The following is a 23,710-nucleotide window of genomic DNA, read 5'->3' on the forward strand; positions in this document are numbered from 1 at the left end:
TAGAACACCTGCAGCAGCAAGGCGCTCAGCAATTGCTCCGGAGGGATCGAAGGACGTCCCTCGCTGGCGTATAGCTTTCCAAGGCTGCGGTTCAAATCATTCAAAACATCCCGGACAAGTTCCCGGACCTTCCGCAGCGGATGGTTCGCTGGCACGCGCTTATCCGGCGCGATGTACGAAAACAGGCCGCCCTGATCCGTAAACCTGCCGCGCATGATCGTCTCCGCCGATTCGAGATGATAAAGTGAATCATCAAGTCCCCTCCCTGGCGAGGCGGTTTTTCAGCAGACTGCTAGAGCTTGCGCGCCACTTCGGGAGCGAGCTTCTTTTCCGCTTCGTCGATCTGTGCCGCAGCCGCCTTCAGCTTCGGCAAAATCTCTTCGATCCGATCAGCCTTGAGGATATCGACCGAAAGGCCGGCGCGGATGAACTCGGTCTGGCGCATGTGCGACAGCAGCGAGAACAGCGGCTCCCAGAAATTGTCGATGTTGGCGAGCAGCACCGGCTTGGCGTGACGGCCGAGCTGCTTCCAGGTCAATTGCTCGACCAGCTCCTCCAGCGTGCCGACGCCGCCCGGCAGCGCCACGAAGGCGTCGGACCGTTCGAACATCAGCCGCTTGCGCTCGTGCATGTCGGGAGTGACGATCATCTCCTGCACACGCGTCAGCGCGTTCTCACGCATCCGCAGGAAGTCGGGGATGATGCCGGTGACGGTGCCGCCGTGATCGAGCACGGAGGTCGCGACCGAGCCCATCAGGCCGAGCGAACCGCCGCCATAGACCAGGCGGATGTTGTTCTCGGCGAGGGACTTGCCGAACGCCTTGGCGCCTTCGGTGAAACGGGGATTGGTTCCGGGGCCGGAGCCGCAATAGACACAGACGGTTTTGATCGTGCTCATTGGTGCCATGATGCATTGCAGCGAAGAGGCGTCAAGCCCAATCGGTGATTCGGGCCACCGGAAATCTACCGGTAAATGGCGGAAAACGATCGGAGATTCGCCATCTGGCGGGGTGCGCTGGCATCGGGAAGGCTCTATATGACGAACGAAAATCGCAAATCGTACCGTGCCCGCATCCGGCGGGCCTTTCAGGCTTTTTGATGGACCAAGCTCAATCGTTCGACGGCGCCGACGTTCCTGATCCTCCCGCCGTGGGACCATTGGAGCGGGCCACGCTGATGGGCACGCTGGCGCATCTGTGGCCCTATATCTGGCCCGGCGACCGCTTCGACCTGAAGATGCGCGTGGTCTGGTCGATGGTGCTGCTGCTCGCGGCCAAGCTGATCACGCTGACCGTTCCTTTCAGCTTCAAATGGGCGACCGACGCGCTGACAGGGGCCAACACCGCGCCGGTGCAGGCGGACAATTGGCACCTCTGGGTGATCGCCTCGCCATTGCTGCTGACCGCCAGCTACGGCGCGATGCGCATCGTGATGGCGGTGCTGACGCAATGGCGCGACGGCATTTTCGCGCGCGTTGCCATGCACGCGGTGCGTAAGCTCGCCACCATCACCTTCATTCACATGCACGAACTCTCGCTGCGCTTTCATCTCGAGCGCAAGACCGGCGGTCTGACGCGCGTGCTCGAGCGTGGCCGCGAGGGCATCGAGGTCATCGTGCGCATGGTGATCCTGCAGCTGATCCCGACCATCGTCGAGGTCTCGCTCCTGATGGCCGTGCTGCTCTGGCAGTTCGACTGGCGCTACGTGGTCGCAACCCTGATCACGGTAACCGTCTACATGTACTACACCTACATCGCCACCGAGTGGCGGATCGGCATCCGCCGCAAGATGAACGATTCCGACACCGAGGCTAACACCAAGGCGATCGACTCGCTGCTCAACTACGAGACCGTGAAGTATTTCAGCGCCGAGACCCGCGAAGCGCAGCGCTATGACAAGTCGGTCGCACGCTACGAGGAGTCGAGCGTTCAGGCCTATACCTCGCTCGCGGTGCTCAACACCGGCCAGGCCGTGATCTTCACGCTGGGGCTGACCGCGACCATGTTGATGTGCGCGATCGGCGTGCGCAACGGCACCAATACGGTCGGCGATTTCGTGCTGGTCAACGCCATGATGATCCAGCTTTACCAGCCGCTGAACTTCATGGGCATGGTCTATCGCGAGATCAAGCAGGCGATCATCGACATCGAGAAGATGTTCAACGTGCTGGGACGCGAGGCCGAGATCAAGGACGCGCCCGACGCGAAGCCGCTGGTGGTCTCGGCCGGCACGGTGCGCTTCGAGGACGTGCGCTTTTCCTATGAGCCGGCCCGGCCGATCCTCAAGGGCATCAGCTTCGAGGTGCCGGCCGGCAAGACGGTCGCGATCGTCGGCCCGTCCGGCGCGGGCAAGTCGACCATGTCGCGACTTCTGTTCCGCCTCTACGACATTTCCGGCGGAAAGATCCTGATCGACGGCCAGGACATCCGCGAGGTCACGCAGGCCTCGCTGCGCGCCTCCATCGGCATGGTGCCGCAGGACACCGTGCTGTTCAACGACACCATCCGCTACAACATTCGCTACGGCCGCTGGGACGCCAGCGATGCCGAGGTGGAAGAAGCGGCGCGGCTGGCGCAGATCGATCATTTCATCCGGATGTCGCCGATGGGCTACGAGACCCAGGTCGGCGAACGCGGCCTGAAACTATCCGGGGGCGAAAAACAGCGTGTCGCGATCGCGCGCACTGTCTTGAAGGCGCCGCCGATCCTGGTGCTGGACGAGGCCACCTCGGCGCTGGACACCCACACCGAGCACGAGATCCAGGGCGCGCTCGAGCGCGTGGCGAAGAACCGCACATCGCTGGTGATTGCCCATCGGCTCTCGACCATCGTCGGCGCCGACGAGATCATTGTGCTGGACCAGGGCCGCATCGCCGAGCGCGGCACCCACGCAAAACTGCTCGCGGAGGGGGGCCTTTACGCCAGCATGTGGAACAGGCAGCGCGAGGCCGAGGCGGCGCGCGAGAAACTGGCCCGGATGGCCGACTCCGGCGAGGCGCCCAACCGGGAGCCGCCGTCGGTCCAGGATGTCCTGACGACGCCTGCGGCGGCGGAGTGACCTTGTCTCCGGTCCCTACTCTGGCCTAAACAACACCACCGCGCGGGACGACCTGCGCCATCAACCCTGAGCGGCAGATAGCGATGTCCATTCTCGATTCGATCCAGCGTCAGATCCCGCCGATCCACAAGGAGGGCTATCCCTTCATCGGCGGCTTTGCACTGGCAAGCCTCATCCTGTTCTGGCTGTGGTCGCCTTTGGGGTGGATCGGCACTATCCTGACCGTGTGGTGCGCGCTGTTCTTCCGCGACCCCGTGCGCGTGACCCCCGTCCGCGAGGGGCTCGTGGTGTCGCCGGCCGACGGCCGCGTCTCGATGATCACCATGGCGCTGCCGCCGGCCGAGCTCGGGCTCGGCGACCGGCCACTGCCGCGCGTCTCGGTGTTCATGAGCGTGTTCAACTGCCACGTGAACCGCAGTCCGATCACGGGCAGGGTGGACCGTATCGCCTATCGGCCCGGCCTGTTCATCAATGCCGAGCTGGACAAGGCGAGCGAGGACAATGAGCGCAACTCGCTGGTGATCACGACGCCGACGGCGCGGATCGGCGTGATCCAGATCGCAGGGCTTGTCGCCAAGCGCATCGTCTGCTTCGTCAAAGAGGGGCAGGCGATCGGCGCCGGTGAGCGCTTCGGCCTGATCCGCTTCGGCTCGCGGCTCGATGTCTACCTGCCGGTGGGCACCAAGGCGCTGGTCTCGGAAGGGCAGACGGCGATCGCCGGTGAGACGATTCTGGCCGATCTCACCGGGGACGACCCAAGCCGCGCCTATCGCTCCAATTAACCAATAAGGCGGTCCAGGGGCTTTCCGCCGCAATGGCGGAGGGGAACGCAGCTTGCTATATCTCGCCTCAAGGTGAGGACGAGCCAATGACGCCCTATGATTTCAAGGATCCTGACGTGCGCCGCCGGCGGTTCCGCCCGATCCCGGTGCGGATGCTGGTGCCCAACGTCATCACGCTGCTGGCGATCTGCGCTGGCCTGACCTCGATCCGCCTGTCGATCGAGGGGCGGATGTCACTCGCAGTCTACGCCATCGTGTTCGCGGCCTTGCTCGACGGCATCGACGGCCGCGTTGCGCGCCTCATCAAGGGCCAGTCCAAATTCGGCGCCGAACTCGACAGCCTCGCCGACTTCGTCAATTTCGGCGTCGCTCCCGGCCTGATGCTGTACTTCTGGCAGCTACACGAGCTCGGTAATGCCGGCTGGATCGCGGCGATGGTGTTCGCGATTTCCGGCGGCCTCCGGCTGGCGCGCTTCAACGCCACCATGGACGATCCCAACAAGCCGGCGTTCGCCGCCAATTTCTTCACCGGCGTGCCGGCGCCGGCCGGCGCGATCACGGTGTTGCTGCCGATCTATGTGGCGTTCCTCGATCTCGGCCGGCTGCCTGCGGCGGTGACGGCTGCGTATACACTGCTGATCGCCTTCCTGATGGTGTCGCGCCTGCCGGTGTTCTCCGGCAAGACCAAGCGCATGCGCGTGCCGCCCGAGCTGGTGCTGCCGGCCTTCGTCGCGGTGGTCGTCTTCATCGCGATCCTGATCGCTTATCCCTGGCACGTACTCTCGGTGGGCACGGTGTTGTATCTCCTTGCTTTGCCGCTCGGCTACAAATCCTATCGCGACCAGCGGCGCGCGCTGGAAGCCACCGCGCCGTCGGGAGGCGAGGTCTCGTCGCCGCCGTCGGCACCGACGCTGGCTAACCTGTCGGAGCCGCCGCACGACGACGACCGGCCAGGAAGCCTGCACTGAACGGCAAGACACTGAGCAGCAAGACACTGAGCAGCAAGACTCGGATATCTGCCATGAGGCGCGCTGAGTTGGGTTGAGGCCGGATCTCGGCTATATCGCCAGTGTCGGCGGCACCGCGCCAACAGCGGCCGCCAATCTGGGAGAGAACGCCGTGACTGATATCGCGACCGGGCCGCTGCCCGCTTCCGTCCTCGAAGCGCTGGGCCGCTACGACACGCCGACGATCTGCAATGCCATGGAGATCGTGGCGCCCGAGCGCCGGCTGATCGGCTACACCACCAAGCAACTGGTCTGCCCGTTCCCCGATCTGCCGCCGATCGTCGGCTACGCTCGCACGGTTGCAATCCGCTCGGTGCTGAAAAATTCGCTGCCGCCGGAAGAGCAGTCGAAGCGCCGCATCGACTATTACGAATATGTCGGCACCGGCTTTGGTCCGCGTATCTCGGTGATCCAGGACATCGACGGTCCCGACGTCGGCTACGGCGCGTTCTGGGGCGAGGTGCAGAGCAACGTGCACAAGGCGCTCGGCTGCCTCGGTGTCATCACCGACGGCTCGATCCGCGACATTCCGCAATGGGCCCCGGGCTTCCAGGCGCTGGCCGGCTCGATCGGGCCGTCGCATGCCTGGGTGCATGCGGAGAGCTTTGGCGGCGAGGTGCGCGTCGCCGGCATGACCGTGAAATCGGACGATCTGATCCACGCCGATCTGCACGGCGCGATCGTGATCCCGCGCGACATCGCCGCAAAACTGCCCGACGCCGCCGAGCTCTGCGGCCGCCGCGAGACGCCGATCCTCGAGATCGCCCGCAGCCCCGACTTCTCGCTGGAGAAGCTCAAGGCCGCGCTGAAGCGCTCTGCTGAGATCCACTAACGGCGGGACTGCAACGATCTACGGCTGCGGCGCCGCCCGCGGGCTGCCCTGTTCCGTCAAGAACAGGGCGGCCTGATCCGGCTCGCCGAACACCGCGGCAGCGCAGCCAATCAAGGTGAAGCCGCCGGCAAAATCCCACAGAGTAATATCTTCCGCATTGTCCGAGATGTGGATCAAGCGCGCTGCGATCACGGCCAAGGCCGCCTCGATAAAGAGCAGCACGCTGAACACCGGCAGGACGAGCTCGGGTTTGAGCATGTGGAGCGCCAGCACTGCGGGAAGCGCGGTGAGAAGACTGAACAGCGTCACCATTACGATGCCTTCCGCCATGCGTGTGCCGGCCCGCGCCAGAATACCAACTGACCCGTCACCCCCGATGTGGCGCAAGGCCGCAGCCGAAGGGTTCGCGCACCCACAGCCTTGAGTGACGGGGCGCGAGAGCCCTTATGGTTATCAAAACGTTGAAAGTCCTGTCGGCAGTCGGCAAAGCCGGCGCCTTTCAGCGCGCTGCACCCGCCAGGCGAGCCGGCTCAACTTAACCTTTACGCGTCTTTAATCGCAGCTCACTAGGGTTTCCGATGCGGTTCGGGGTTGGGCCGCGCCATCGGCCAGGACGGCCGTTGTTGTGTGCGCGTTGGAGTCTTCCATGGATATCATGACGGGCGCCGGCCTCGTGGCGGGCATTATCGTCGTCGCGACGATGGTGTTGCTGGGCGGCGATCTGCACATGTTCATCAGCGAGCATGCGATGATCATCATCTTCGGCGGATCGGCCGCAGCGACCATGATCCGCTTTCCGCTCTCAGTGCTGATGCACGGCCTGCCGCTCGGCATGAAGTTCGCCTTCACGATGAGCCGGCTGTCGGCGCACGATCTGGTCGACGAGCTCGCCCGCATCGCCGAGATTGCCCGCAAGCAGGGCCCGGTGGGGTTGGAAAAGGTCGAGACCGACGAGCCTTTCCTCGCCAAGGGCATTCGCTACGTCGCCGACGGGTACGACCTCGATTTCATTCGGGATAATTTGGAACGCGACCGCGACAATTTCCTGATGCATCTGAACGAAGGCAGCAAGATCTACCGCGCCGTCGGCGACTGCGCGCCCGCGTTCGGCATGATCGGAACCCTGATCGGCATGGTGCAAATGTTTTCGAACATGTCAGATCCCTCGAAGCTCGGCCCGTTCATGGCGACCGCCCTGCTGGCAACTCTCTACGGTGCGCTGGTCGCGAACCTGCTCTGCCTGCCGATCGCCGACAAGCTGCATGGCAAGCTGATCGACGAGGAAACCAATCGTACGCTGATCATCGACGGCATTCTGATGATCCGCGACTCCAAGAGCCCGACTTTGGTGCGCGAAATGCTGCTGGCCTATCTTCCCGAGAAGCACCGCCACGCCGAAGGCGAGCCGGTTCCGGCGTAACGCCGGACGTCGGGATCTGACCCATGGCCAAGAAAAAACGCGAAGAAGCACATGGCGGCCATGGCTGGTTCGTGACGTTTGCCGATCTGATGGCCTTGCTGCTGGCGTTTTTCGTGATGCTGGTCGCATTCTCCACGCAGGACTCCAACAAGCTGAAGATCGTCGCGGGCTCCATGCGCGAGGCCTTCGGCGTCCAGAGCGAAGCGCGCTACGCCGGCATCATCGAATCCGACGGCCTGCCGACCCGCGCGCGGCTGAAGAACGTCGACCACATTCAGCCTGAAGACGCCTCCAACACGCCGACGCCGGACCAGGAGGATCATGACCGCACGTCGGGAGCGAAGATCAAGGTCGATCGCAATTTTGCGCTGGCGGCGGCTTCGCTGCGCCAGGCCTTGCAGGACATGCCGGAACTGACCGAGATATCCAAGCACATCATGTTCGAAGAGACCAAGCAGGGCCTCAACCTCGAGATCGTGGACCAGGACGGCCGCTCGATGTTCGCCGACGGCTCCAAGGTGCCCTATGACCGCACCCGCCGGCTGATCGAGAAGCTCGCTGTCCCGCTCAAGGCGACGCCGTTGCGCGTCTCCATCGCCGGCCATACCGCAGCCGGATTCGTGCCGACCCGCAGCGACTACGGCGCCTTCGACCTTTCGGCCGATCGCGCCAACGCCGTGCGTCAGATCCTCGAACGCGAGGGCCTGCCGCCGGCGCACGTCTTCGCCGTCGCCGGCAAGGCTGACACCCAACCGCTGTTTCCGGACGATCCCTCGCTCGCGGCCAACCGGCGGGTGACCATCACCCTGATGCGCGAAGATCCGCCGCTGCCGCCGAATTTGAAGCCGTAGGGTGCTTTCAAGCGAAGGGACGCCGGTCGCGCGAAGAAAACCCGTCGAAATCAGAATTTGGAGCCGGTTCCGGTGCAATTGAAACGGAAAGGCTCCAAGCCCTTGCGCTACGATCTTACCTGAGGCATGTCGTCGCGCGTCGACGACCGTTGCTGCGCCGTCACAGCATTCGGCTCCGCGCCTGCTAAGGTGGCGTGTCGTTTGACAAGCGCGCCGGAACCGTCAAAAGGCGCCGGATCATTTCTCGGGAAGAAGCGTTTCTAGTCTCTCATGACGGCGAGCATCACATCGACCGAACCCCAGGACGCGCCAGTTACCTCGGGATTCTGGGGCCTGACGCTCGGGAGCATCGGCGTCGTCTTCGGCGATATCGGTACCTCGCCGCTTTATGCATTTCACGAGGCGGTACGGGGCGCGGCCCATGGCGCGCCGGTCTCGCGGGTCATGGTGCTCGGCGTGCTCTCGCTGATCCTCTGGGCGCTGCTGATCGTCGTCACCGCCAAATACGTGCTGCTGCTGCTGCGCGCTGACAACAACGGGGAGGGCGGCACGCTTTCGCTGATGGCGCTCGGCCAGCGCGCGCTCGGGCGGCGGAGCTGGTTCCTGATGGCGCTCGGCGTGGTCGGCGCTTCCATGTTCATCGGCGATTCCATGATCACGCCGGCAATCTCGGTGCTGTCGGCGGTCGAGGGCCTGAAGCTCGCAACGCCTGCGTTTGAACACTACGTCGTGCCGCTCACCGTCTTCATCCTGGCGCTGCTGTTCGCTGTCCAGAGCAAGGGGACGGCACTGGTGGCCTCGGCCTTTGGCCCCGTGATGGTGATCTGGTTCACCGTTCTTGCCGTGCTCGGCATCATTCACATCGCCGACGACCCGTCGGTGCTTGCTGCCATCAATCCCTATTACGCGCTGCAATTCCTGCTGTCGCATGGCACGATCGGTCTGGTGACACTGGGCGCCGTGTTCCTGGCTGTGACCGGCGGCGAGGCGCTCTATGCAGATCTCGGCCATTTCGGCCGCAAGCCGATCCAGTCGGCCTGGATGTTCTTCGTGCTGCCCTCGCTCCTGATCAACTATTTCGGGCAAGGCGCGCTGGTGCTGTCCGATCCCAGCGCGATCGAGCACTCGTTCTACCGTATGGTGCCAGAGCATTTCGTGCTGCCGCTGGTCGGACTTGCGACCGCGGCGACCGTAATTGCGAGCCAGGCGGTGATCACGGGGGCCTATTCGCTGGTCTATCAGGCTGTGCAGCTCGGCCTCCTGCCGCGCTTCGAGGTGCGCTTCACCTCGGAAACCCACGCCGGCCAGATCTATCTGCCGCGTGTAAACCGGCTGCTCCTGATCGGTGTGATGCTGCTGGTGCTGTTATTCCACACCCCCAGCAATCTGGCTTCGGCCTACGGCATCGCGGTCTCCACCACCATGGTCGCCGACGGCATCATGGGCTTTATCGTGATCTGGAAATTGTGGAACTGGCGCGCCGCGACGGCCGCAGTGGTGATCCTGCCCTTTGTCGTGGTCGACCTGAGCTTCTTCAGCGCGAATCTTCTGAAGCTGCTCGAAGGCGCCTGGGTGCCGCTGTTGTTCGGCGTGGCCATGGCGGGGACAATCTGGACCTGGCGGCGAGGGTCGGGGATACTGATCCAGAAGACGCGCCGGATCGAGGTGCCGCTGGACGATCTGATCCGCAGCCTGGAGAAGCGGCCGCCGCATATCGTCAAGGGCACCGCCGTGTTCCTGACCAGTGATCCCTCTTTCGTGCCGACCGCGCTGCTGCACAATCTCAAGCACAACAAGGTGCTGCACGAGCACAACGTGATCCTGACGATCGAGACCGCGCATATGCCGCGAGTCGATCTGTCCGAGCGTTTCCGGATGGAGAAGATCAGCGACAAGTTCTTCAAGGTCCGTCTGCGCTTCGGTTACATGGAGCAGCCGAACGTGCCCAAGGCGCTCGCGATCGCGCGCAAGCAGGGCTGGCAGTTCGACATCATGTCGACGTCGTTCTTCGTGTCGCGGCGCTCGCTGAAGGCGTCGGCGCAGTCCGGCATGCCGCTCTGGCAGGACCATTTATTCATCGCGCTGAGCCGGTCCGCCAACGACGCCACCGACTATTTCCAGATTCCCACCGGGCGGGTGGTTGAAGTCGGAACCCAAGTCACTATTTGAACGCGATCGGCTGAGCAATGCAGAATTGCATGGCTAAGGCCCAGAATCAGGCTAGGCTATGCCGATAGCGCAGGCCTATAAGCCGCGCGGCCCTCCGCCATTGTGCAGTGAAGCATTCTAGAGGCCACCAGGCTCTCCCATGACAAGTGACCTAGAGATTTCCGCCCCGGAAACGGCGGCGGCCAATGGGCATGGCGATGCCCACACGACCGCCCGTTTCGGTGCGCTGACGCTCGGCAGCATCGGCGTCGTCTATGGCGATATCGGCACCAGCCCGCTCTACGCGTTCCGCGAGGCGGTGATGGCGGCTTCCGGCGTGGAGGGCGTGCCGACGCAAGCGGCCGTGCTCGGCGTGCTCTCACTGATCCTGTGGGCGCTCATCGTCGTGGTGACGCTCAAATACGTCGTGATCCTGCTCCGCGCCGACAACAACGGCGAGGGCGGCACGCTGGCGCTGATGGCGCTGGCCCAGCGTGCGGTCGGCACCGGCGGAGCCACCATCGTCCTGCTCGGCATCATTTCCGGCGCCCTGTTCTACGGCGACGCCGTGATTACGCCGGCGCTCTCGGTGCTGTCGGCGATCGAAGGCATGAAGGACGTCACGCTGCGCTTCGAGCCCTACATCGTACCGCTGACCATCATCATCCTGGTCGGACTGTTCGCCGTGCAGTCCCGCGGCACAGCTCGCGTCGCCGCCTTCTTCGGCCCGATTATGTGCGTCTGGTTCGCGGTCATCGCGGCAGCGGCGATCCACCCGATCATCGAGCAGCCGCAGGTGCTGTACGCGCTGAACCCGCTCTACGCCGTGTCCTTCATGTTCCACCACGGCATCATCGGCTTCGTGACGCTGGGCGCGGTGTTCCTGGCGGTCACCGGTGCCGAGGCGCTCTATGCCGACCTCGGCCATTTCGGCAAGCGGCCGATCCAGATCGCCTGGCTGTCCATCGTGTTGCCGTCGCTGGCGCTGAACTATCTGGGGCAGGGCGCCCTCGTGCTCGGCGATCCCGGTGCGATCGTGAGCCCGTTCTTCCAGCTCTTTCCGCAAGGCTTTTTGCGCGGCTGCATGGTCGTGCTGGCGACCGCCGCAACTGTCATCGCGAGCCAGGCGGTCATCACCGGCGCCTATTCGCTGACACGCCAGGCGATCCAACTCGGCCTGCTGCCGCGCTTTGAAATTCGCCATACGTCTGAAGCCCATTCGGGCCAGATCTTCATCCCGCGCATCAACCAGCTCCTGCTGCTCGCGGTGGTGCTGCTGGTGCTCTTGTTCCGCTCCTCCAGCGCGCTGGCCTCGGCCTATGGCATCTCCGTCACGGGCACCATGGTCGTCACGGCGATGATGGGTTTCGTCGTGATCTGGAAGGTCTGGAAGTGGTCGCCGTTCACGGCTGCCGCCCTGATCGCGCCGTTCCTGTTCTTAGATCTCACGTTCCTGGCCGCCAATTTACTCAAGGTGTTCGAGGGCGGCTGGGTGCCGCTGGCGCTCGGCGCGCTCATGATCATCCTGATGTACACGTGGCGACGCGGCAGCCGGCTGTTGTTCGAGAAGTCGCGCAAGCTCGAATTCCCCCTCGCCGACCTCGTGGCGATGCTGGAGAAGCGGCCGCCGCAGCGCGTACCTGGTACCGCGGTGTTCCTGACCAGCGATCCCCTCAGCGCCCCGACCGCGCTGATGCATAGTCTGAAGCACTACAAGGTGCTGCATGAGAAGAACGTCATTCTCACCATCGAGACCGCGCAGACCCCGCGCATCAATCCGGCCGAACGGGTGAGGCTGGAGCAGATCTCGCCGACCTTCTCCAAAGTGACGCTGAAGTTCGGCTTCATGGAATCGCCCAACGTGCCGAAGGCGCTGGCGATCGCCCGCAAGCTCGGCTGGCAGTTCGACATCATGTCGACCTCGTTCTTCCTGTCGCGGAGGGCGCTCAAGCCGGCCGCCCATTCCGGCATGCCGCGCTGGCAGGACCGGCTGTTCATCTCGCTCAGCCGTTCCGCCAACGACGCCACCAACTATTTCCAGATCCCCAGCGGTCGCGTGGTCGAGGTCGGGACCCAGGTAACGATCTAAAGCGACGATCTGATTCTCCATTTGAGGGTCGCACTTCAAGTGGCTGCGATTTAACTTTAACTTGCACGGATGAGCCCAAGCCTTTGTAGCGCTTGATTTTCGCTCACCGAGAGGCGAGGTTGCCGCCCGCCGGGATCACCCCGGATGCGGCTGCGACGTTGGAGGATGATATGGCAAACCAGGTACAGGATCTGACCCCGGACGAGGTCTCCAAGGGTGTCGCGGAGGGCCGCTATCTCCTCGTCGACGTTCGCGAGCCGAACGAGGTGGAAGCCGAGGCCTATCCCTACGGTGTCGTCGTGCCGCTCTCGACCTTCGATCCCAAGGCGATCCCCGATCCCGCCGGCAAGGAGGTCGTGTTCGCCTGCCGCTCCGGCAAACGCTCGGTCACGGCCTCGCTCGCGGCGCAGGCGGCAGGCCTGCCGTATGACAAGCATCTGGCCGGCGGCATGCTCGGCTGGAAGGCGGCGGGTCTTCCCAGCAAGGTCGGTGGCTGACCGGCCGATGACCAAGAGCTCGTCCCTGAACAACGTTTTCGCCGACCTTCCCGTCACCATCTTCGAGGCGATGTCGCAGGCCGCGCGCGACAATGCCGCCATCAATCTCGGGCAGGGCTTTCCCGACGATCCCGGTCCTGAGGACATCCGCCGCGCCGCGGCCGATGCATCGCTGAACGGCTACAACCAGTACCCGTCGATGATGGGCCTGCCGGAGCTGCGCCAGGCGATCGCCACGCATTACGACCATTGGCATTGCCTCAAGCTCGATCCGATGAGCGAGGTGATGGTGACCTCCGGCGGCACCGAGGCGCTGACTTCGGCCATCGTCGCGGTGGTCCAGCCCGGCGACGAGGTGGTGTGCTTCCAGCCGGTGTACGATTCCTATCTGCCGATCATCCGCCAGGCCGGCGGCATTCCGCGCCTGGTCCGGCTCGAGCCGCCGCATTGGCGGCTGAATGAGGAGATGCTGAAAAGCGTCTTCACTTCAAAGACCAAAGCGGTGCTCTTCAACAATCCCCTGAATCCGTCCGCGGTGGTGTTTCCGCGCGAGGACCTCGAGCTGCTTGCGCGCTACTGCCAGGAGTTCGACGTCATCGCGATCTGCGACGAGGTCTGGGAGCACGTCACCTTCGACGAGCACAAGCACATCCCGCTGATCACGATCCCCGGCATGCGCGATCGCACCATCAAGGTCGGCTCGGCCGGGAAGATCTTCTCGCTGACGGGCTGGAAGATCGGCTTCGTCTGCGCCGCGCCGCCGCTGCTGCGCGTCGCGGCCAAGGTGCACCAGTTCCTGACCTTCACCACTGCGCCGAACCTCCAGGCCGCCGTCGCCTACGGCCTCGGCAAGCCGGACGAGTATTTCCTGTCGATGCGCAAGGATCTGACGCGGAGCAGGGACCGTCTCGCCAAGGGGCTGGAGAGCCTCGGCTTCCCCGTGCTGAAGTCGCAGGGCACCTACTTCCTCACCGTCGACCTGTCGCCGCTCGGGCTCAACGAGAGCGACACTGAGTTCTGCTGGCGGATCGTGAAGGACTACAAGGTCGCGGCCATCCCGGTCTCGGCCTTCTACGAGCAGGACCCCGTGACCTCGGTGGTGCGCTTCTGCTTTGCCAAGAAGGACGAGACGCTCGACACAGCGCTGGAGCGGCTGTCGGACGCGGTGCGCAGGCGCAAGAGGTAGGGAGATGACGAACGTCAGCCGCTCAGGGGCTCGCCTTGGTCTCGCGTTCGCCGCGGCGCTGGCGTTGCTCCCGGGTCCCGCCGGGGCCGAAGAGCGGGCCGTCAACTTCTACAACTGGTCGAACTACGTGGCGCCTGACGTCCTCGATGCCTTCACCAAGGAGACCGGCATCAAGGTGGTCTACGACACGTTTGATGCCAACGAGACGCTGGAGACGCGCCTGATGGCCGGTAAGTCCGGCTATGACGTCGTGGTACCGACGGCTTATTTCCTCCAGCGCCAGATCAAGGCCAACATCTTCCAGAAGCTCGACAAGTCGAAGCTGCCGAACCTTGGCAATGCCTGGCCCGTGGTGACCGAACGTCTCGCGATCTACGATCCCGGCAATGTCTACGCCGCCAACTACATGTGGGGCACGACGGGCATCGGCTACAACGTCGCCAAGTTGAAGGCGATCCTCGGGCCTGATGCGAAGATCGACAGCTGGGACATGGTATTCAAGCCAGAGAATTTGGCAAAATTCAAAGACTGCGGCGTCCACATGCTCGACTCCGCCGACGACATTTTTCCGGCGGCGCTGAATTATCTCGGGCTCGATCCGAACTCGACCAGGCAGGCGGACCTTGAGAAGGCGGCCGATGTCGTCGCCAAGGTTCGGCCCTCCGTGCGCAAGTTTCATTCGTCCGAATATCTCAGCGCGCTCGCGACCGGCGAGATCTGCTTCGTGGTCGGCTGGTCCGGCGACATCATGCAGGCCCGCGCCCGCGCCGCCGAAGCCAAAGGCGGCATCGAGATCGGCTACGCGATTCCCAAAGAGGGCGCGCAGATGTTCTTCGACAATCTGTCGATTCCCGCGGATGCCAAGAACGTCAAGGAAGCCTACGAGCTGATCAACTATCTCTACCGACCGGACGTGGCCGCCAAAAACACGGACTTCCTGTCCTACGCCAACGGCAACCTCGCCAGCCAGAAGCTGGTCGACTCGAAAATTTTGAACGACAAGAACATCTATCCGGACGAGGCGACGCTTTCAAAACTGTTCGTCATCACGGCGCGTGAGCCGGCGATACAGCGCGTGATCAACCGCCTCTGGACCAAGGTGAAGACGGGACGGTGAGGGTTGGGAGGAACGGACGCGCATCCTGCTCAGTCGTCATGCCCGGGCTTGTCCGGGCATCCACGTCTTTCCTGCCGCGTGGCGATGCTGGACGGCCGGGACAAGCGCGGCCAGGACGGAAAAGTTGCGACCGCTACCGCCATCTCCGATGCAGCCATAGCCACTGCTCGGGATGCTCGCGGACCCAGCCTTCTACGACGTTCGTGATCGCCTGGGTCGTGCCCTGGATGTCGATCTTGCCGTCGGCGTCGCGCACCGGCGGGATCTCTTCCGTCAGTTCGGCGCGGAAACGGTTGCCGGGCAGGCGGATGATGCGGACGCCATGGATGGGACAATCGACCTGGCGCAAGAGGCGCGCCAACATCGGATTGGCGCGGGTCTTGCGGCCGAAGAAGGTAACCTCGACGCCGCCGGTCAGATACTGGTCGATCAGCATGGCGACGTGCTTGCCGTCCTTCAGCGCCTGCGCGAGCCGTAGCGGCGCGTCGCGTCCCGCCGGGATCAGCGTGCCCATGTTGACCTGGCGCATCTCCTGAATGATGCGGTCGGCGGAAGCAATGTTCGGCCGGCGGTAGAGGATCGCCGTGTCGAGCCCATGCGCAACCGCCGCGAGCGCAGGCAATTCCCAGTTCGACAGATGGGCTGCGAAGATCAGCGCCGGCTTGCCGTCGTCGCGGATGCGGTCGAACAGCTCGATGCTATGCTTGGGCAATTCGATCCGGCTGTTTTCCAGATGATCGCGGTCATAGTCCCAGACGTGGTCCATATGGGCGAATTCGGCGCCGACGCGGCCGAGATTGTCCCAGACGCCCATCAAGATGGATTCGATCTCCTCGGGCGACTTTTCCGGAAAGGCGGCTGTGAGGTTGGCGCGGCCGATCCGATGCTCGCGCAGGCGCGGCCCGATCAGCTTGGTGACGCGCGCGAAAAAGTCTGAGGTCTTGGCCGGATCGAAATAGCGCGTGGTGCGCAGCATGCCGACGGTGGCAGCGCCGATCAGGCCTCCACCGATCGATTTGGCGACCTCCCGCGCGCGGGCCTTCGTCCTCGCAGGAAGCAGCGCCATGCGTCCGGTCAGGCCGGTTCGCGGGTCAGGATCAGCGATGCGTTCTGGCCGCCGAAGCCGAACGAGTTCGACATCACCGCCGTGACGCGGGCGTCGCGCGCCTTGTTGCCGACGACGTCGAACAGGATCGTGGGATCCGGATTGTCGTAGTTGATCGTCGGCGGGATGCGCTGATGCTCCAGCGTCAGCAGCGAGAAGATCGCCTCGACCGCGCCTGCGGCCGAGATGGTGTGGCCGACCATCGACTTGTTGGAGGTGACTGGAATCTTTTGCACGAGCTCGCCGAACACCGCCGATGTCGTATTGTACTCCATCTTGTCGTTCTCGGGCGTCGCGGTGCCGTGCGCGTTGATGTGGTCGATCTGGTCCGGCGTCATGCCGGCATCGGCCAGCGTCTTGTTCATGCAGCCGATGATCGGCTTGCCGTCGGGCGACGAGCGGGTGCGATGGAAGGAATCGGTGAGCTCGCCGCAGCCGGCGATCACGCCGAGGATTTTTGCGCCGCGCGCGGTGGCGGCTTCATAGCTCTCCAGCACGAGGGCGCCGGCGCCTTCGGCCATGACAAAGCCGTCGCGGTTCTTGGAGAAGGGGCGGGAGGCTGCCTGCGGCGGATCGTTCTGGGTCGACAGCGCCGAGAGCAGCGAGAAGCGCACCAGCGCCTCCGGATTCACGGTGCCGTCGGTCGCCACGCACAGCGCGGCGTCGGTCTCGCCGCGGCGGATCGCCTCGACGCCGAGCTGGATCGAGGTCGCGCCCGAAGCGCAGGCTGTCGACAGCGAGATCGGCGAGCCCTTGGTGCCGAAGGTCTCGGCGAGGTGGGCCGCGACCGAGCCGAACATGAAGCGGTGATGATAGGCGCTGTATTTGCCGCCGCCGGAGATGCGCAGCAGATCGTCATAGGTGAAGTCGAGCGCGCCGACGGCGCGGCCGAGCTCACGGCGCTGCGGCCATTCGACCTCGACCGGCGCAACCGCCAGGAAGAGGGGACCCGGGAAATCGGCCTTGGCGCCGATGCCGGCCTGCGCGAGCGCTTCCTCCGTCACCAGTTCGGCCATTCGCTCGGACAGACCGGTGGAGGAGAACGGGTCGACGCTGACGAAATCCACGGTGCCGGCCATCGTGGTTTTCAGGCCGTCGACCGGAAAGCGCGTGATGGTGCGAATTCCGGATTCACCGGCGACGAGCTTCGCCCAATTGTCGCCTTTGCCGTTACCGAGCGAGGTCATGATGCCCATGCCGGTGACGACGACGACGGGACGCCCGAGTTTGTCGCGTGGTGCAGTCATGTCGATCCCCCGATAGAGCTAACTAAACTGCCTCGACCAGCGCCATGCCTTCGCCGCGCCAGTGTCCGGCCCCCACGACCACAATCTGGGTGGGCGCCCCCTGCATTTCAATCTCGGTCCCGGTCGAATCGTTCGGCGGAAACAGCGCGCCGCGCGAAATCGACAGCGCCGCGAGCGCAAGGCCGAGCGGGAATTGCGTCTCCATGGTGTGGCCGAACATCGTGCCGGTCGAGCGCACCGGGAAATCGGCGTGGCTCTTCAGGAAGCCGCGCTCTTCGCTCGTGGCGGGCTCCGCGCCGGTCGCGCCGGATATGATCGCGCCCTTGCCGTCGCGCTTCGGCAGCTTCGCCCAAAGCTTCTCCAGCGTCGCGGCCATGTCGCCGGGCTGCTTGCGGCGGGCGAGGTCGGCGACGACGCTCGACAGCTTTGCGAACGGCTTTGCGCCACGCGCTTCCGCATGCGCCTTCGATTCCAGCACCAGAAACGCGCCGGCCGAGCCGAGCGCGAAGCCGGCGTGGTCCTCGCGCGCCCACACCGGAGCGAACTTGTCCTTCAGATTGAAGTCACCGAATTCGTAGAGGACCATCAGGTCCTTGCGCTCGCCATTATGCGAGCCGCCGATCAGCGCGATGTCGCTCTCGCCCGAGGCGATGCGCGCAAGCGCGATGCGGGCGGCGTCGGCGCCCGCCACCTCTTCGCCCATGAAGGTGCGCGAGGTGCCGCCAATGCCGTGGACGATGGCGATGTTGCCGGCGAGCAGGTTGGAGAGCTGCGCCAAAAACAGCGTCGGCCTGAGATCGCTCATCAGGCGTTCGTTGAGGAAGCCGGGCGCGTTGGCGCCCTTGGCCTCGGCCGTGAGCACGCCGGTGTCGACGTTGAGATCGCGCTCGCCGCCACCGGCGGCGGCGACCATGTCGATCTTCGACAGAATGTCCTTGTTGCCCTTGATGCCAGCGGAATCGAGCGCAAGGCCTGCGGCGTAGACACCGATGCGCTGCCAGGCTTCCATCTGACGCTGGTCGCCCTTCTTGGGTATCTGGCTGTCGTAGGTAACAGGCATCAGGGGATGCACGATGTAGGGCGCAAAGCCCTTCTCATCGACATTGATGCGCTTCTCCTGAAGCGCGGCCCAGTTGGCGTCGAGGCCCTCGCCGAGCGAGGTGGCAAGGCCAATGCCGGTGATCCAGACTTCCGTCGGGCCGGGCTTCGAAGCAGTCTCAGTCATGGCGATACGGCCTGTTGCGGAAAGCCGACGCGTTTCGCGACCGCGTCCATGTGGGAGCGCATATCCGCATTGGGAAAGGGAATCTGCGTGAACGTTAACGTCGAATTCGCTCGCAGCTTGCCGCCGACCTTGATCTTGGCCTCGGTCACCGCGTAGCCCGAGCCTTGATGCGAAAGGCTCGCCTCGATGCTCATGAGATCGCCGGGGAACACCGAACCGCGGACCTTGGCTTCCTTGACGGCGGCAAGGATCGGCATGCGCTCGAACTTGAGCACGCCGAGCTGAAGCCAGCCCGAGGCCTGCGCCATCGATTCGATCAGGAGCACGCCGGGCATCAGGGGATAGCCCGGGAAGTGCCCCTCGAAGATGGTGCTCTCCTTCGGGACCAGCGCCTCGACGACAATCGTCTGCGCGTCGATGTTGAGGTCGACGACGCGATCAATCATGTGGAAATATTCGAGTTGCATGACCGCGCGCTTACGCGCTCGCGCCCTTGGCCGCAACCAGTTCGTCGATGCGGGCGCACAGGTTCTTTAGCACGAAATACTGCTCGGTGGTCGCCTTGCCGTCGTTGACCTCCTGGGTCCACTTTTCCAGCGGCAGCTTGATACCGAACTGCTTGTCGATCGCGAACGCGATGTCCAGGAAATCGAGGCTGTCGATGCCGAGGTCGTCGATGGCATGGCTATCCGGCGTGATCGTGTCGCGCGGGATGTCGCAGGTTTCAGCGATGATCGTAGCGACCTGATCGAATGTGGAGGACATCACTAAGCCTTTGATATATTGCTGATATTTGTCGGATTTTCCAGAGGGGAACGGTGGGTCTGCATCGCGCCCCTGATGACGCCCTCAACCCTCCTCTGGCCGGGTCGAAAGCCCGTATATCGGAGCGCCGCCCTGAGTTCAATGGAGCCGGATGGGGTGGGGACAGGGCTGGGGATGCCGGCGGGAACCCGTTCGGTCGAGGACCGGCCGCGGGCCCTGCCAGATATCTCGCCTAGGCGTGCGGAGTCGTGATCTTGAGGCAGTCGCGGCGGCCCATCAGCACGCAATCCTGGGTCCGGCGCAGATCGGCAATGCTCACCGCAAGCCAGATCCCGATCGCGGTCAGCGCGATGGTGAAGGCCAGCGCTGCGATGTTGGCGAGCATGCGATGGCGGAAATCGTCCGGTTCAGGTCGGGCCTGCTCGTAGCGCGACAGGTCGAGCGGCTCGGGCCCGACGCGCAATTGCTGCACGGTACCGTTGCCCCGGGAGGCCGTCGGGGAAGGCGAGGTGCGCGGCCTGAACTGGAGCACCCGGTGCTCGTCATCCGAGCTTATGGGCCGCTGGGTTTTCATGGTGCAGGGATCACTCCGAAGCAGCGATTTTTAGATAGCATACGTGGTGAACGCGTTGCAGAAAATCTTCTCAACGCGCACGTGCATTGCGCATTCGCACTATCCTGCTTGGGCTGCGGTGATCACGGAACCGACGTCCGGGCATGCAGGCGGTGCGTTGCAATAACTTTGCGGCCAGCTGAATGAATTTTGCCGGCGCGAAGCCCGTGGCATAGTCCAGGGAACCTGAACCACCCAGTTGCAACCATGGAAGGGCCCTTCGACCATGACCACCAACACGCGCGAGCCGAGAGTGCATCCGGTGCCGATCCTGTCGCTTCGGCCGACGCAGATGACGGTCGGCATGCGCGAGGTCAAGGAGAAGCGCAAGCGCTGGCGCGAGCACGACAAGAAGAAGCAAGCCTATCTGCTCGGCAGGCACATGATCCCCGTCGTGCACGGCCCCAACGGGCGCTATTACGTGATCGACCATCATCATCTCGGCCGCGCGCTGCATGACGAGGGCGTCAAGGAGGTGCTGGTCACCATCGTCGGCGACCTCAGGATGGTCGAGCGCGAGGCGTTCTGGGGCGTGATGGACAACAAGCGCTGGGTCTATCCCTACGACGCCAAGGGCGAGCGGCGGCCGTTCCGCGATTTGCCGAAATCGATCGTCGATCTCAAGGACGATCCGTTCCGGAGCCTTGCCGGTGAGCTTCGCCGCATGGGCGGCTTCGCCAAGGACACCACGCCGTTCTCCGAATTCCTGTGGGCCGACTATCTGCGCCGAAAACTGTCGCGCAAGGCGGTGGATGCCGACTTCGACAAGTCGCTCGAGAAGGCGATGTCCTCAGCCAAGAGCAAGGATGCGATCTATCTGCCCGGCTGGTGCGGACCGGCGGAGGATGATTAGGGCGAGACGCTCACTTCAGCACGGCGTGCGGCACCACAAAACGGACCTCATCACAGCCGCTTGAGCGAAATCATTTCCCGCGCCCCATGAAGCGGTCCTGAAACAGAGCCGGTCCATCTTTGAGGCAATTGAGCTCACACAGGAGGCAGGAATGCGCCGTCTGGTTTTCGCCGTTGCCTTGCTCGCGGTCGCCTCAGCAGGGATCTCGGCCTCGTTTGCCGCAGTTCATCACACCAGGACATTGACATTTTCCGAGCGCTTTGGGCCGGCGCTCGAGTTGATGGCGAAGCGCTAACGGCATAGTCGCACCCCGTAGGCAACGCAGCGGTAGCTGGGCCGGGCGTCGGTACCCACTTCGTTCGAAAACGCTTCAGCGCAAGGGATGAAGCGGCCTGGGGAACCTCACATAGGTCCCCAACCAATGAACCTTTGCGTAGTCCATTCAGACTTATCCACGCCGGGTTCTGCATCACACCCGCGGGGGCTGAAAGGTGCCGCGTGCTGCGGATGGCAGAGTTTTCCATGATCCCGGTAACGTTGCGGCCGACGCTTTGAAAATTGCGCCCGACACTCATGGAGCGCCAGATGAACGCCCAAGATCGTCCTGAACTCGACGCCCTCGTGGCGGCGGTCGCTCGGCAGCTTGCTGGCCCTTTTCGCGGCAAGCCAGTGCAGCCGGATATCGAGCAACTACCGCTCCCCTGGGATCCACAGCATCAGCTTCCGGACGTACTTTGGCCCAGGCGACACCTCGCGCTGGCCGGCCTCGAGTTGACCCAATCAATCCAGTACAACGGCGCCGTCGGCGTCAGCTACGGCGACGACAATTCGATCCCGCTCGTTGCGCTCAAGCCGCTGGTGGTGCGTGCCTATCCATACGTGCAGCCCGGCGTTGCCGAGCCGGACACACTCACTGGCGCACGCGTTACAGGTGAGCTGGTGCTTTCGGTTGGCGATCGAATCGTTTACCGCACCGGCCCTACGCGCGCCGACGGGGCCCGGCTCGGTGCGCGTAACGAGCTCTCGCGCGAGCTGTGGGACAACGAGTTGACGGTCCCAGTTGGTGGACTCGGCGCGCTTGCATTCCACCTCGCGCACGTCAATTCGTCGCTGAATTTTTTCGTGCCAGCATGGTATTGCCGGACCGGCCACTTTTATCTCTCCGTCCGGCTCTGGCGTGCTGGCAGCGACGGCGCTTTATCCGCGCCGCAGGACCGCGCCATGACGGGGCGCTATATCGATTTTATGGATGTGCGGCCGCCGCGTGTCGCCGTCGCCAGGATCAACTGGACCGACAGCTCCGGCAACGTTACGAGCCCCGCCGACGCGATTATGCTCAGCACGATGCGCACGGCCGAACGGATGCTGCCGTTCCCTTATTTTGAGACGACGATTCTTGGCACATCGACGAACAGCTCGGCAGCATTTGCGTCCGCCGCGACGGGCGGAGGTTGCAACACCGCGTGGACCGGCCTGCTCGCTGACTTGGCTGTCACGCGCATCTTCACCGCTCTGTTCCAGCTCGGCGATATTGTCTTCGCGTTTGTGCCGAGCGCAGCTGTTCCCGCCGCTGCCGGCACCTACAACACTGGGTGCGGTCGCGCTGAAGGCGTCGGCGCCGCCTTCGCGGGGAGCGACACACGTTTTGCCTACGATTTCATTTTCGCCCACGAGATGGGACACGTCTTCACCTGCAACCACGTCGCGGTGCCAGGCGACAGCAGCGATGACCCGAACTATCCAAACTATGGCGGAAGCAAGACCTCCATCGGCGAAGTCGGCATCGATCCAGGAACGACGCCGCCGACGCTGTTCGGCCCGTCGGACACATCCGACGTCATGTCCTACAAGTCGAAGCAGTGGATCTCGCCGTACACCTATCTGAAGATCCTTAATGCGCGCGAGAATCACCAATCCGCACCGGCCGATCCGCGTCGCGTTCGTTCGCTCCTGATCCTGGCAGTGCGGGTGCATCGCCGCGTCAGCGACGAGAACCGCATCGAGATTCGCAAGGCTTACCGGATCGAAGCCGCCGGCATGGTATCGCGGCCGAGCGATGGCGCCATTTCGCCGCTCTCGGTTGATCTGCTCGATGCCCATCGCCGGATCATTGCGACTCATCATTGTCTCTACACACGCGCGCAAGCGACCTGCGGCTGTTGTGGAGGAGGTGTAGCCGTTCCGCTCGACCGCGAGCCGTTCTACGATCTGCATGAAGCGATCGAATGGCCGAGCGAGGAAGTTGCTGCCATCTCGTTGCATGATGGCCGCGAACCGCTCGCGACCTTCGAAGTGGGCGAACCGCCGCAGGTTGATATGAGCGGCCCCGAGCGGCGGGACCAATTCCTCGCGCTGCGCGTGCACGCGCGTCATCCGCGGGCCCAGCCGTCGATAGTCGTGCTGTTCAGCGGTGATGATCGCGAGACATGGCAACCGGTCGCGTTTGATCCTCCAGATGGCGAGGTGCTGGTGGAAAGCGAACGCTTGCCTGGCGGCGAACGCTGTTTCTTCCGCGCCATTGCAACCGCGGAATTTCGGAGCGCGAGCGCCGACAGCTCTCAATTCGAGCTGCAGCGCAGCCGTCGCCGGCTTTATTTGCGACTGCCTGATCCCCAGTGTCCGATCGCGCCAGGCGCCGTGCCGTTGGGCGCGATGATCGACTGCCGCGGGCTCGGTGTTGTCCGGTCCGATGAAATTCGGTGGCATTCGGATCTGGAGGGCGACCTAGGCCTTGGGTACGAACTCGTCGCGCAATTGCAAGACGGACGGCACCTTATCACGGTAACCGCGCCGGACGGACGCGGCGGGTCACTTGCCGAACGCGGCATTATCATCGTTAGCGGTCGCCCCGCCGGCGTTGTAGGCCAAGCCCAGTTCTAACGCACACACGTGCGCTGCGTTCTCGCGGACTCCCGC

General features: G+C 63.8%; 22 protein-coding genes and 1 pseudogene. 14 read left to right on the forward strand and 9 right to left on the reverse strand.

Annotated features, from left to right (window positions below; translation table 11 throughout):
* Together IVA74_RS15955 and IVA74_RS15960 are read right to left on the reverse strand one after the other, a co-directional pair.
* A pseudogene (locus tag IVA74_RS15955) lies at positions 1-215 on the reverse strand (IS5/IS1182 family transposase); the annotation flags it as partial.
* A gap of 77 nt (positions 216-292) precedes the next feature.
* A complete protein-coding gene (locus tag IVA74_RS15960) occupies positions 293-898 on the reverse strand; it encodes a TIGR00730 family Rossman fold protein (RefSeq protein ID WP_247345475.1) in 606 nt (201 codons plus the stop codon).
* Positions 899-1,098: 200 nt separating this feature from the next.
* Between IVA74_RS15960 and IVA74_RS15965 the strand changes: the two genes are divergently transcribed.
* The 4 genes from IVA74_RS15965 (at position 1,099) to IVA74_RS15980 (ending at position 5,678) form a co-directional block, all read left to right on the forward strand.
* The gene (locus tag IVA74_RS15965) at positions 1,099-3,057 is read left to right on the forward strand and encodes an ABC transporter ATP-binding protein/permease (RefSeq protein WP_247345477.1); all 1,959 of its coding nucleotides are present in this window, start codon (positions 1,099-1,101) and stop codon (positions 3,055-3,057) included.
* Positions 3,058-3,134: 77 nt separating this feature from the next.
* Entirely contained in the window at positions 3,135-3,839 is a 705-nt protein-coding gene (locus IVA74_RS15970) for a phosphatidylserine decarboxylase (RefSeq protein WP_346730951.1), read from the forward strand.
* A gap of 86 nt (positions 3,840-3,925) precedes the next feature.
* Positions 3,926-4,807: a phosphatidylcholine/phosphatidylserine synthase gene (locus IVA74_RS15975; protein ID WP_247345483.1), complete on the forward strand. Its 882-nt coding sequence runs from the start codon at positions 3,926-3,928 to the stop codon at positions 4,805-4,807.
* A 151-nt stretch (positions 4,808-4,958) separates the two neighbouring features.
* Positions 4,959-5,678 (forward strand): RraA family protein, encoded by a 720-nt coding sequence (locus IVA74_RS15980; protein WP_247346772.1) that lies wholly within the window; start codon positions 4,959-4,961, stop codon positions 5,676-5,678.
* An 18-nt stretch (positions 5,679-5,696) separates the two neighbouring features.
* On the opposite strand, the gene IVA74_RS15985 is transcribed toward IVA74_RS15980, so the two are convergent.
* Positions 5,697-6,008 (reverse strand): hypothetical protein, encoded by a 312-nt coding sequence (locus IVA74_RS15985; protein ID WP_247345486.1) that lies wholly within the window; start codon positions 6,006-6,008, stop codon positions 5,697-5,699.
* 316 nt (positions 6,009-6,324) lie between these two features.
* On the opposite strand from IVA74_RS15985, the gene IVA74_RS15990 reads away from it, so the two are divergent.
* The 7 genes from IVA74_RS15990 (at position 6,325) to IVA74_RS16020 (ending at position 14,986) form a co-directional block, all read left to right on the forward strand.
* Positions 6,325-7,098, forward strand: a complete 774-nt coding sequence (locus IVA74_RS15990; RefSeq protein WP_247345488.1) for a MotA/TolQ/ExbB proton channel family protein — start codon at positions 6,325-6,327, stop codon at positions 7,096-7,098.
* Positions 7,099-7,121: 23 nt separating this feature from the next.
* Positions 7,122-7,949, forward strand: coding sequence for a flagellar motor protein MotB (locus IVA74_RS15995; protein ID WP_247345491.1), 828 nt, complete (start codon positions 7,122-7,124; stop codon positions 7,947-7,949).
* A gap of 270 nt (positions 7,950-8,219) precedes the next feature.
* A complete protein-coding gene (locus tag IVA74_RS16000) occupies positions 8,220-10,118 on the forward strand; it encodes a potassium transporter Kup (protein WP_247345494.1) in 1,899 nt (632 codons plus the stop codon).
* 139 nt (positions 10,119-10,257) lie between these two features.
* Complete coding sequence (locus IVA74_RS16005; RefSeq protein WP_247345497.1) at positions 10,258-12,186, forward strand: potassium transporter Kup; 1,929 nt, start codon at positions 10,258-10,260, stop codon at positions 12,184-12,186.
* Positions 12,187-12,356: 170 nt separating this feature from the next.
* Positions 12,357-12,683 carry a rhodanese-like domain-containing protein gene (locus tag IVA74_RS16010; RefSeq protein WP_015686918.1) on the forward strand — a complete coding sequence of 109 codons (327 nt, stop codon included), beginning with the start codon at positions 12,357-12,359 and terminating at the stop codon, positions 12,681-12,683.
* Positions 12,684-12,690: 7 nt separating this feature from the next.
* Entirely contained in the window at positions 12,691-13,869 is a 1,179-nt protein-coding gene (locus tag IVA74_RS16015) for an aminotransferase (protein WP_247345500.1), read from the forward strand.
* 4 nt (positions 13,870-13,873) lie between these two features.
* A complete protein-coding gene (locus IVA74_RS16020) occupies positions 13,874-14,986 on the forward strand; it encodes a polyamine ABC transporter substrate-binding protein (RefSeq protein ID WP_247345503.1) in 1,113 nt (370 codons plus the stop codon).
* A 133-nt stretch (positions 14,987-15,119) separates the two neighbouring features.
* On the opposite strand, the gene IVA74_RS16025 is transcribed toward IVA74_RS16020, so the two are convergent.
* From IVA74_RS16025 to IVA74_RS16050, 6 genes are all read right to left on the reverse strand, one after another.
* Positions 15,120-16,052, reverse strand: coding sequence for a lipid A biosynthesis lauroyl acyltransferase (locus IVA74_RS16025; RefSeq protein ID WP_247345506.1), 933 nt, complete (start codon positions 16,050-16,052; stop codon positions 15,120-15,122).
* Between the two features lie 8 nt (positions 16,053-16,060).
* Positions 16,061-17,338 carry a beta-ketoacyl-ACP synthase gene (locus IVA74_RS16030; protein WP_247345509.1) on the reverse strand — a complete coding sequence of 426 codons (1,278 nt, stop codon included), beginning with the start codon at positions 17,336-17,338 and terminating at the stop codon, positions 16,061-16,063.
* 22 nt (positions 17,339-17,360) lie between these two features.
* Entirely contained in the window at positions 17,361-18,563 is a 1,203-nt protein-coding gene (locus tag IVA74_RS16035; protein ID WP_247345511.1) for a beta-ketoacyl-ACP synthase, read from the reverse strand.
* Positions 18,560-19,030 (reverse strand): 3-hydroxyacyl-ACP dehydratase FabZ family protein, encoded by a 471-nt coding sequence (locus IVA74_RS16040; protein ID WP_247345514.1) that lies wholly within the window; start codon positions 19,028-19,030, stop codon positions 18,560-18,562. Before IVA74_RS16040 ends, IVA74_RS16035 begins: the two co-directional genes overlap by 4 nt.
* A 10-nt stretch (positions 19,031-19,040) precedes the next feature.
* Positions 19,041-19,328 (reverse strand): acyl carrier protein, encoded by a 288-nt coding sequence (locus IVA74_RS16045; RefSeq protein WP_007592476.1) that lies wholly within the window; start codon positions 19,326-19,328, stop codon positions 19,041-19,043.
* 232 nt (positions 19,329-19,560) lie between these two features.
* A complete protein-coding gene (locus IVA74_RS16050) occupies positions 19,561-19,902 on the reverse strand; it encodes a hypothetical protein (RefSeq protein ID WP_247345517.1) in 342 nt (113 codons plus the stop codon).
* Positions 19,903-20,167: 265 nt separating this feature from the next.
* On the opposite strand from IVA74_RS16050, the gene IVA74_RS16055 reads away from it, so the two are divergent.
* From IVA74_RS16055 to IVA74_RS16065, 3 genes are all read left to right on the forward strand, one after another.
* Positions 20,168-20,794: a ParB-like protein gene (locus IVA74_RS16055; RefSeq protein WP_247345520.1), complete on the forward strand. Its 627-nt coding sequence runs from the start codon at positions 20,168-20,170 to the stop codon at positions 20,792-20,794.
* Between the two features lie 151 nt (positions 20,795-20,945).
* Positions 20,946-21,089: a hypothetical protein gene (locus IVA74_RS16060; RefSeq protein WP_247345522.1), complete on the forward strand. Its 144-nt coding sequence runs from the start codon at positions 20,946-20,948 to the stop codon at positions 21,087-21,089.
* Positions 21,090-21,379: 290 nt separating this feature from the next.
* On the forward strand, positions 21,380-23,674 hold the full coding sequence (locus IVA74_RS16065) for a hypothetical protein (protein ID WP_247345525.1): 2,295 nt from the start codon (positions 21,380-21,382) through the stop codon (positions 23,672-23,674).
* Positions 23,675-23,710: the final 36 nt, after the last annotated feature.

This window comes from Bradyrhizobium sp. 132, from assembly GCF_023074185.1.
Taxonomy (GTDB): domain Bacteria; phylum Pseudomonadota; class Alphaproteobacteria; order Rhizobiales; family Xanthobacteraceae; genus Bradyrhizobium.

Bases quoted from the DNA above. Each gene is read 5' to 3' on its own strand.
- IVA74_RS16065 (WP_247345525.1), top strand. From the start codon at position 21,380: ATGAACGCCCAAGATCGTCCTGAACTCGACGCCCTCGTGGCGGCGGTC.
- IVA74_RS16060 (WP_247345522.1), top strand. From the start codon at position 20,946: ATGCGCCGTCTGGTTTTCGCCGTTGCCTTGCTCGCGGTCGCCTCAGCA.
- IVA74_RS16005 (WP_247345497.1), top strand. From the start codon at position 10,258: ATGACAAGTGACCTAGAGATTTCCGCCCCGGAAACGGCGGCGGCCAAT.
- IVA74_RS16000 (WP_247345494.1), top strand. From the start codon at position 8,220: ATGACGGCGAGCATCACATCGACCGAACCCCAGGACGCGCCAGTTACC.
- IVA74_RS15995 (WP_247345491.1), top strand. From the start codon at position 7,122: ATGGCCAAGAAAAAACGCGAAGAAGCACATGGCGGCCATGGCTGGTTC.
- IVA74_RS15990 (WP_247345488.1), top strand. From the start codon at position 6,325: ATGGATATCATGACGGGCGCCGGCCTCGTGGCGGGCATTATCGTCGTC.
- IVA74_RS16035 (WP_247345511.1), bottom strand. From the start codon at position 18,563: ATGACTGAGACTGCTTCGAAGCCCGGCCCGACGGAAGTCTGGATCACC.
- IVA74_RS15985 (WP_247345486.1), bottom strand. From the start codon at position 6,008: ATGGCGGAAGGCATCGTAATGGTGACGCTGTTCAGTCTTCTCACCGCG.
- IVA74_RS15965 (WP_247345477.1), top strand. From the start codon at position 1,099: ATGGACCAAGCTCAATCGTTCGACGGCGCCGACGTTCCTGATCCTCCC.
- IVA74_RS16040 (WP_247345514.1), bottom strand. From the start codon at position 19,030: ATGCAACTCGAATATTTCCACATGATTGATCGCGTCGTCGACCTCAAC.
- IVA74_RS16045 (WP_007592476.1), bottom strand. From the start codon at position 19,328: ATGTCCTCCACATTCGATCAGGTCGCTACGATCATCGCTGAAACCTGC.
- IVA74_RS15975 (WP_247345483.1), top strand. From the start codon at position 3,926: ATGACGCCCTATGATTTCAAGGATCCTGACGTGCGCCGCCGGCGGTTC.
- IVA74_RS16025 (WP_247345506.1), bottom strand. From the start codon at position 16,052: ATGGCGCTGCTTCCTGCGAGGACGAAGGCCCGCGCGCGGGAGGTCGCC.
- IVA74_RS15960 (WP_247345475.1), bottom strand. From the start codon at position 898: ATGAGCACGATCAAAACCGTCTGTGTCTATTGCGGCTCCGGCCCCGGA.
- IVA74_RS16055 (WP_247345520.1), top strand. From the start codon at position 20,168: ATGACCACCAACACGCGCGAGCCGAGAGTGCATCCGGTGCCGATCCTG.
- IVA74_RS16050 (WP_247345517.1), bottom strand. From the start codon at position 19,902: ATGAAAACCCAGCGGCCCATAAGCTCGGATGACGAGCACCGGGTGCTC.
- IVA74_RS16030 (WP_247345509.1), bottom strand. From the start codon at position 17,338: ATGACTGCACCACGCGACAAACTCGGGCGTCCCGTCGTCGTCGTCACC.
- IVA74_RS16020 (WP_247345503.1), top strand. From the start codon at position 13,874: ATGACGAACGTCAGCCGCTCAGGGGCTCGCCTTGGTCTCGCGTTCGCC.
- IVA74_RS16010 (WP_015686918.1), top strand. From the start codon at position 12,357: ATGGCAAACCAGGTACAGGATCTGACCCCGGACGAGGTCTCCAAGGGT.
- IVA74_RS16015 (WP_247345500.1), top strand. From the start codon at position 12,691: ATGACCAAGAGCTCGTCCCTGAACAACGTTTTCGCCGACCTTCCCGTC.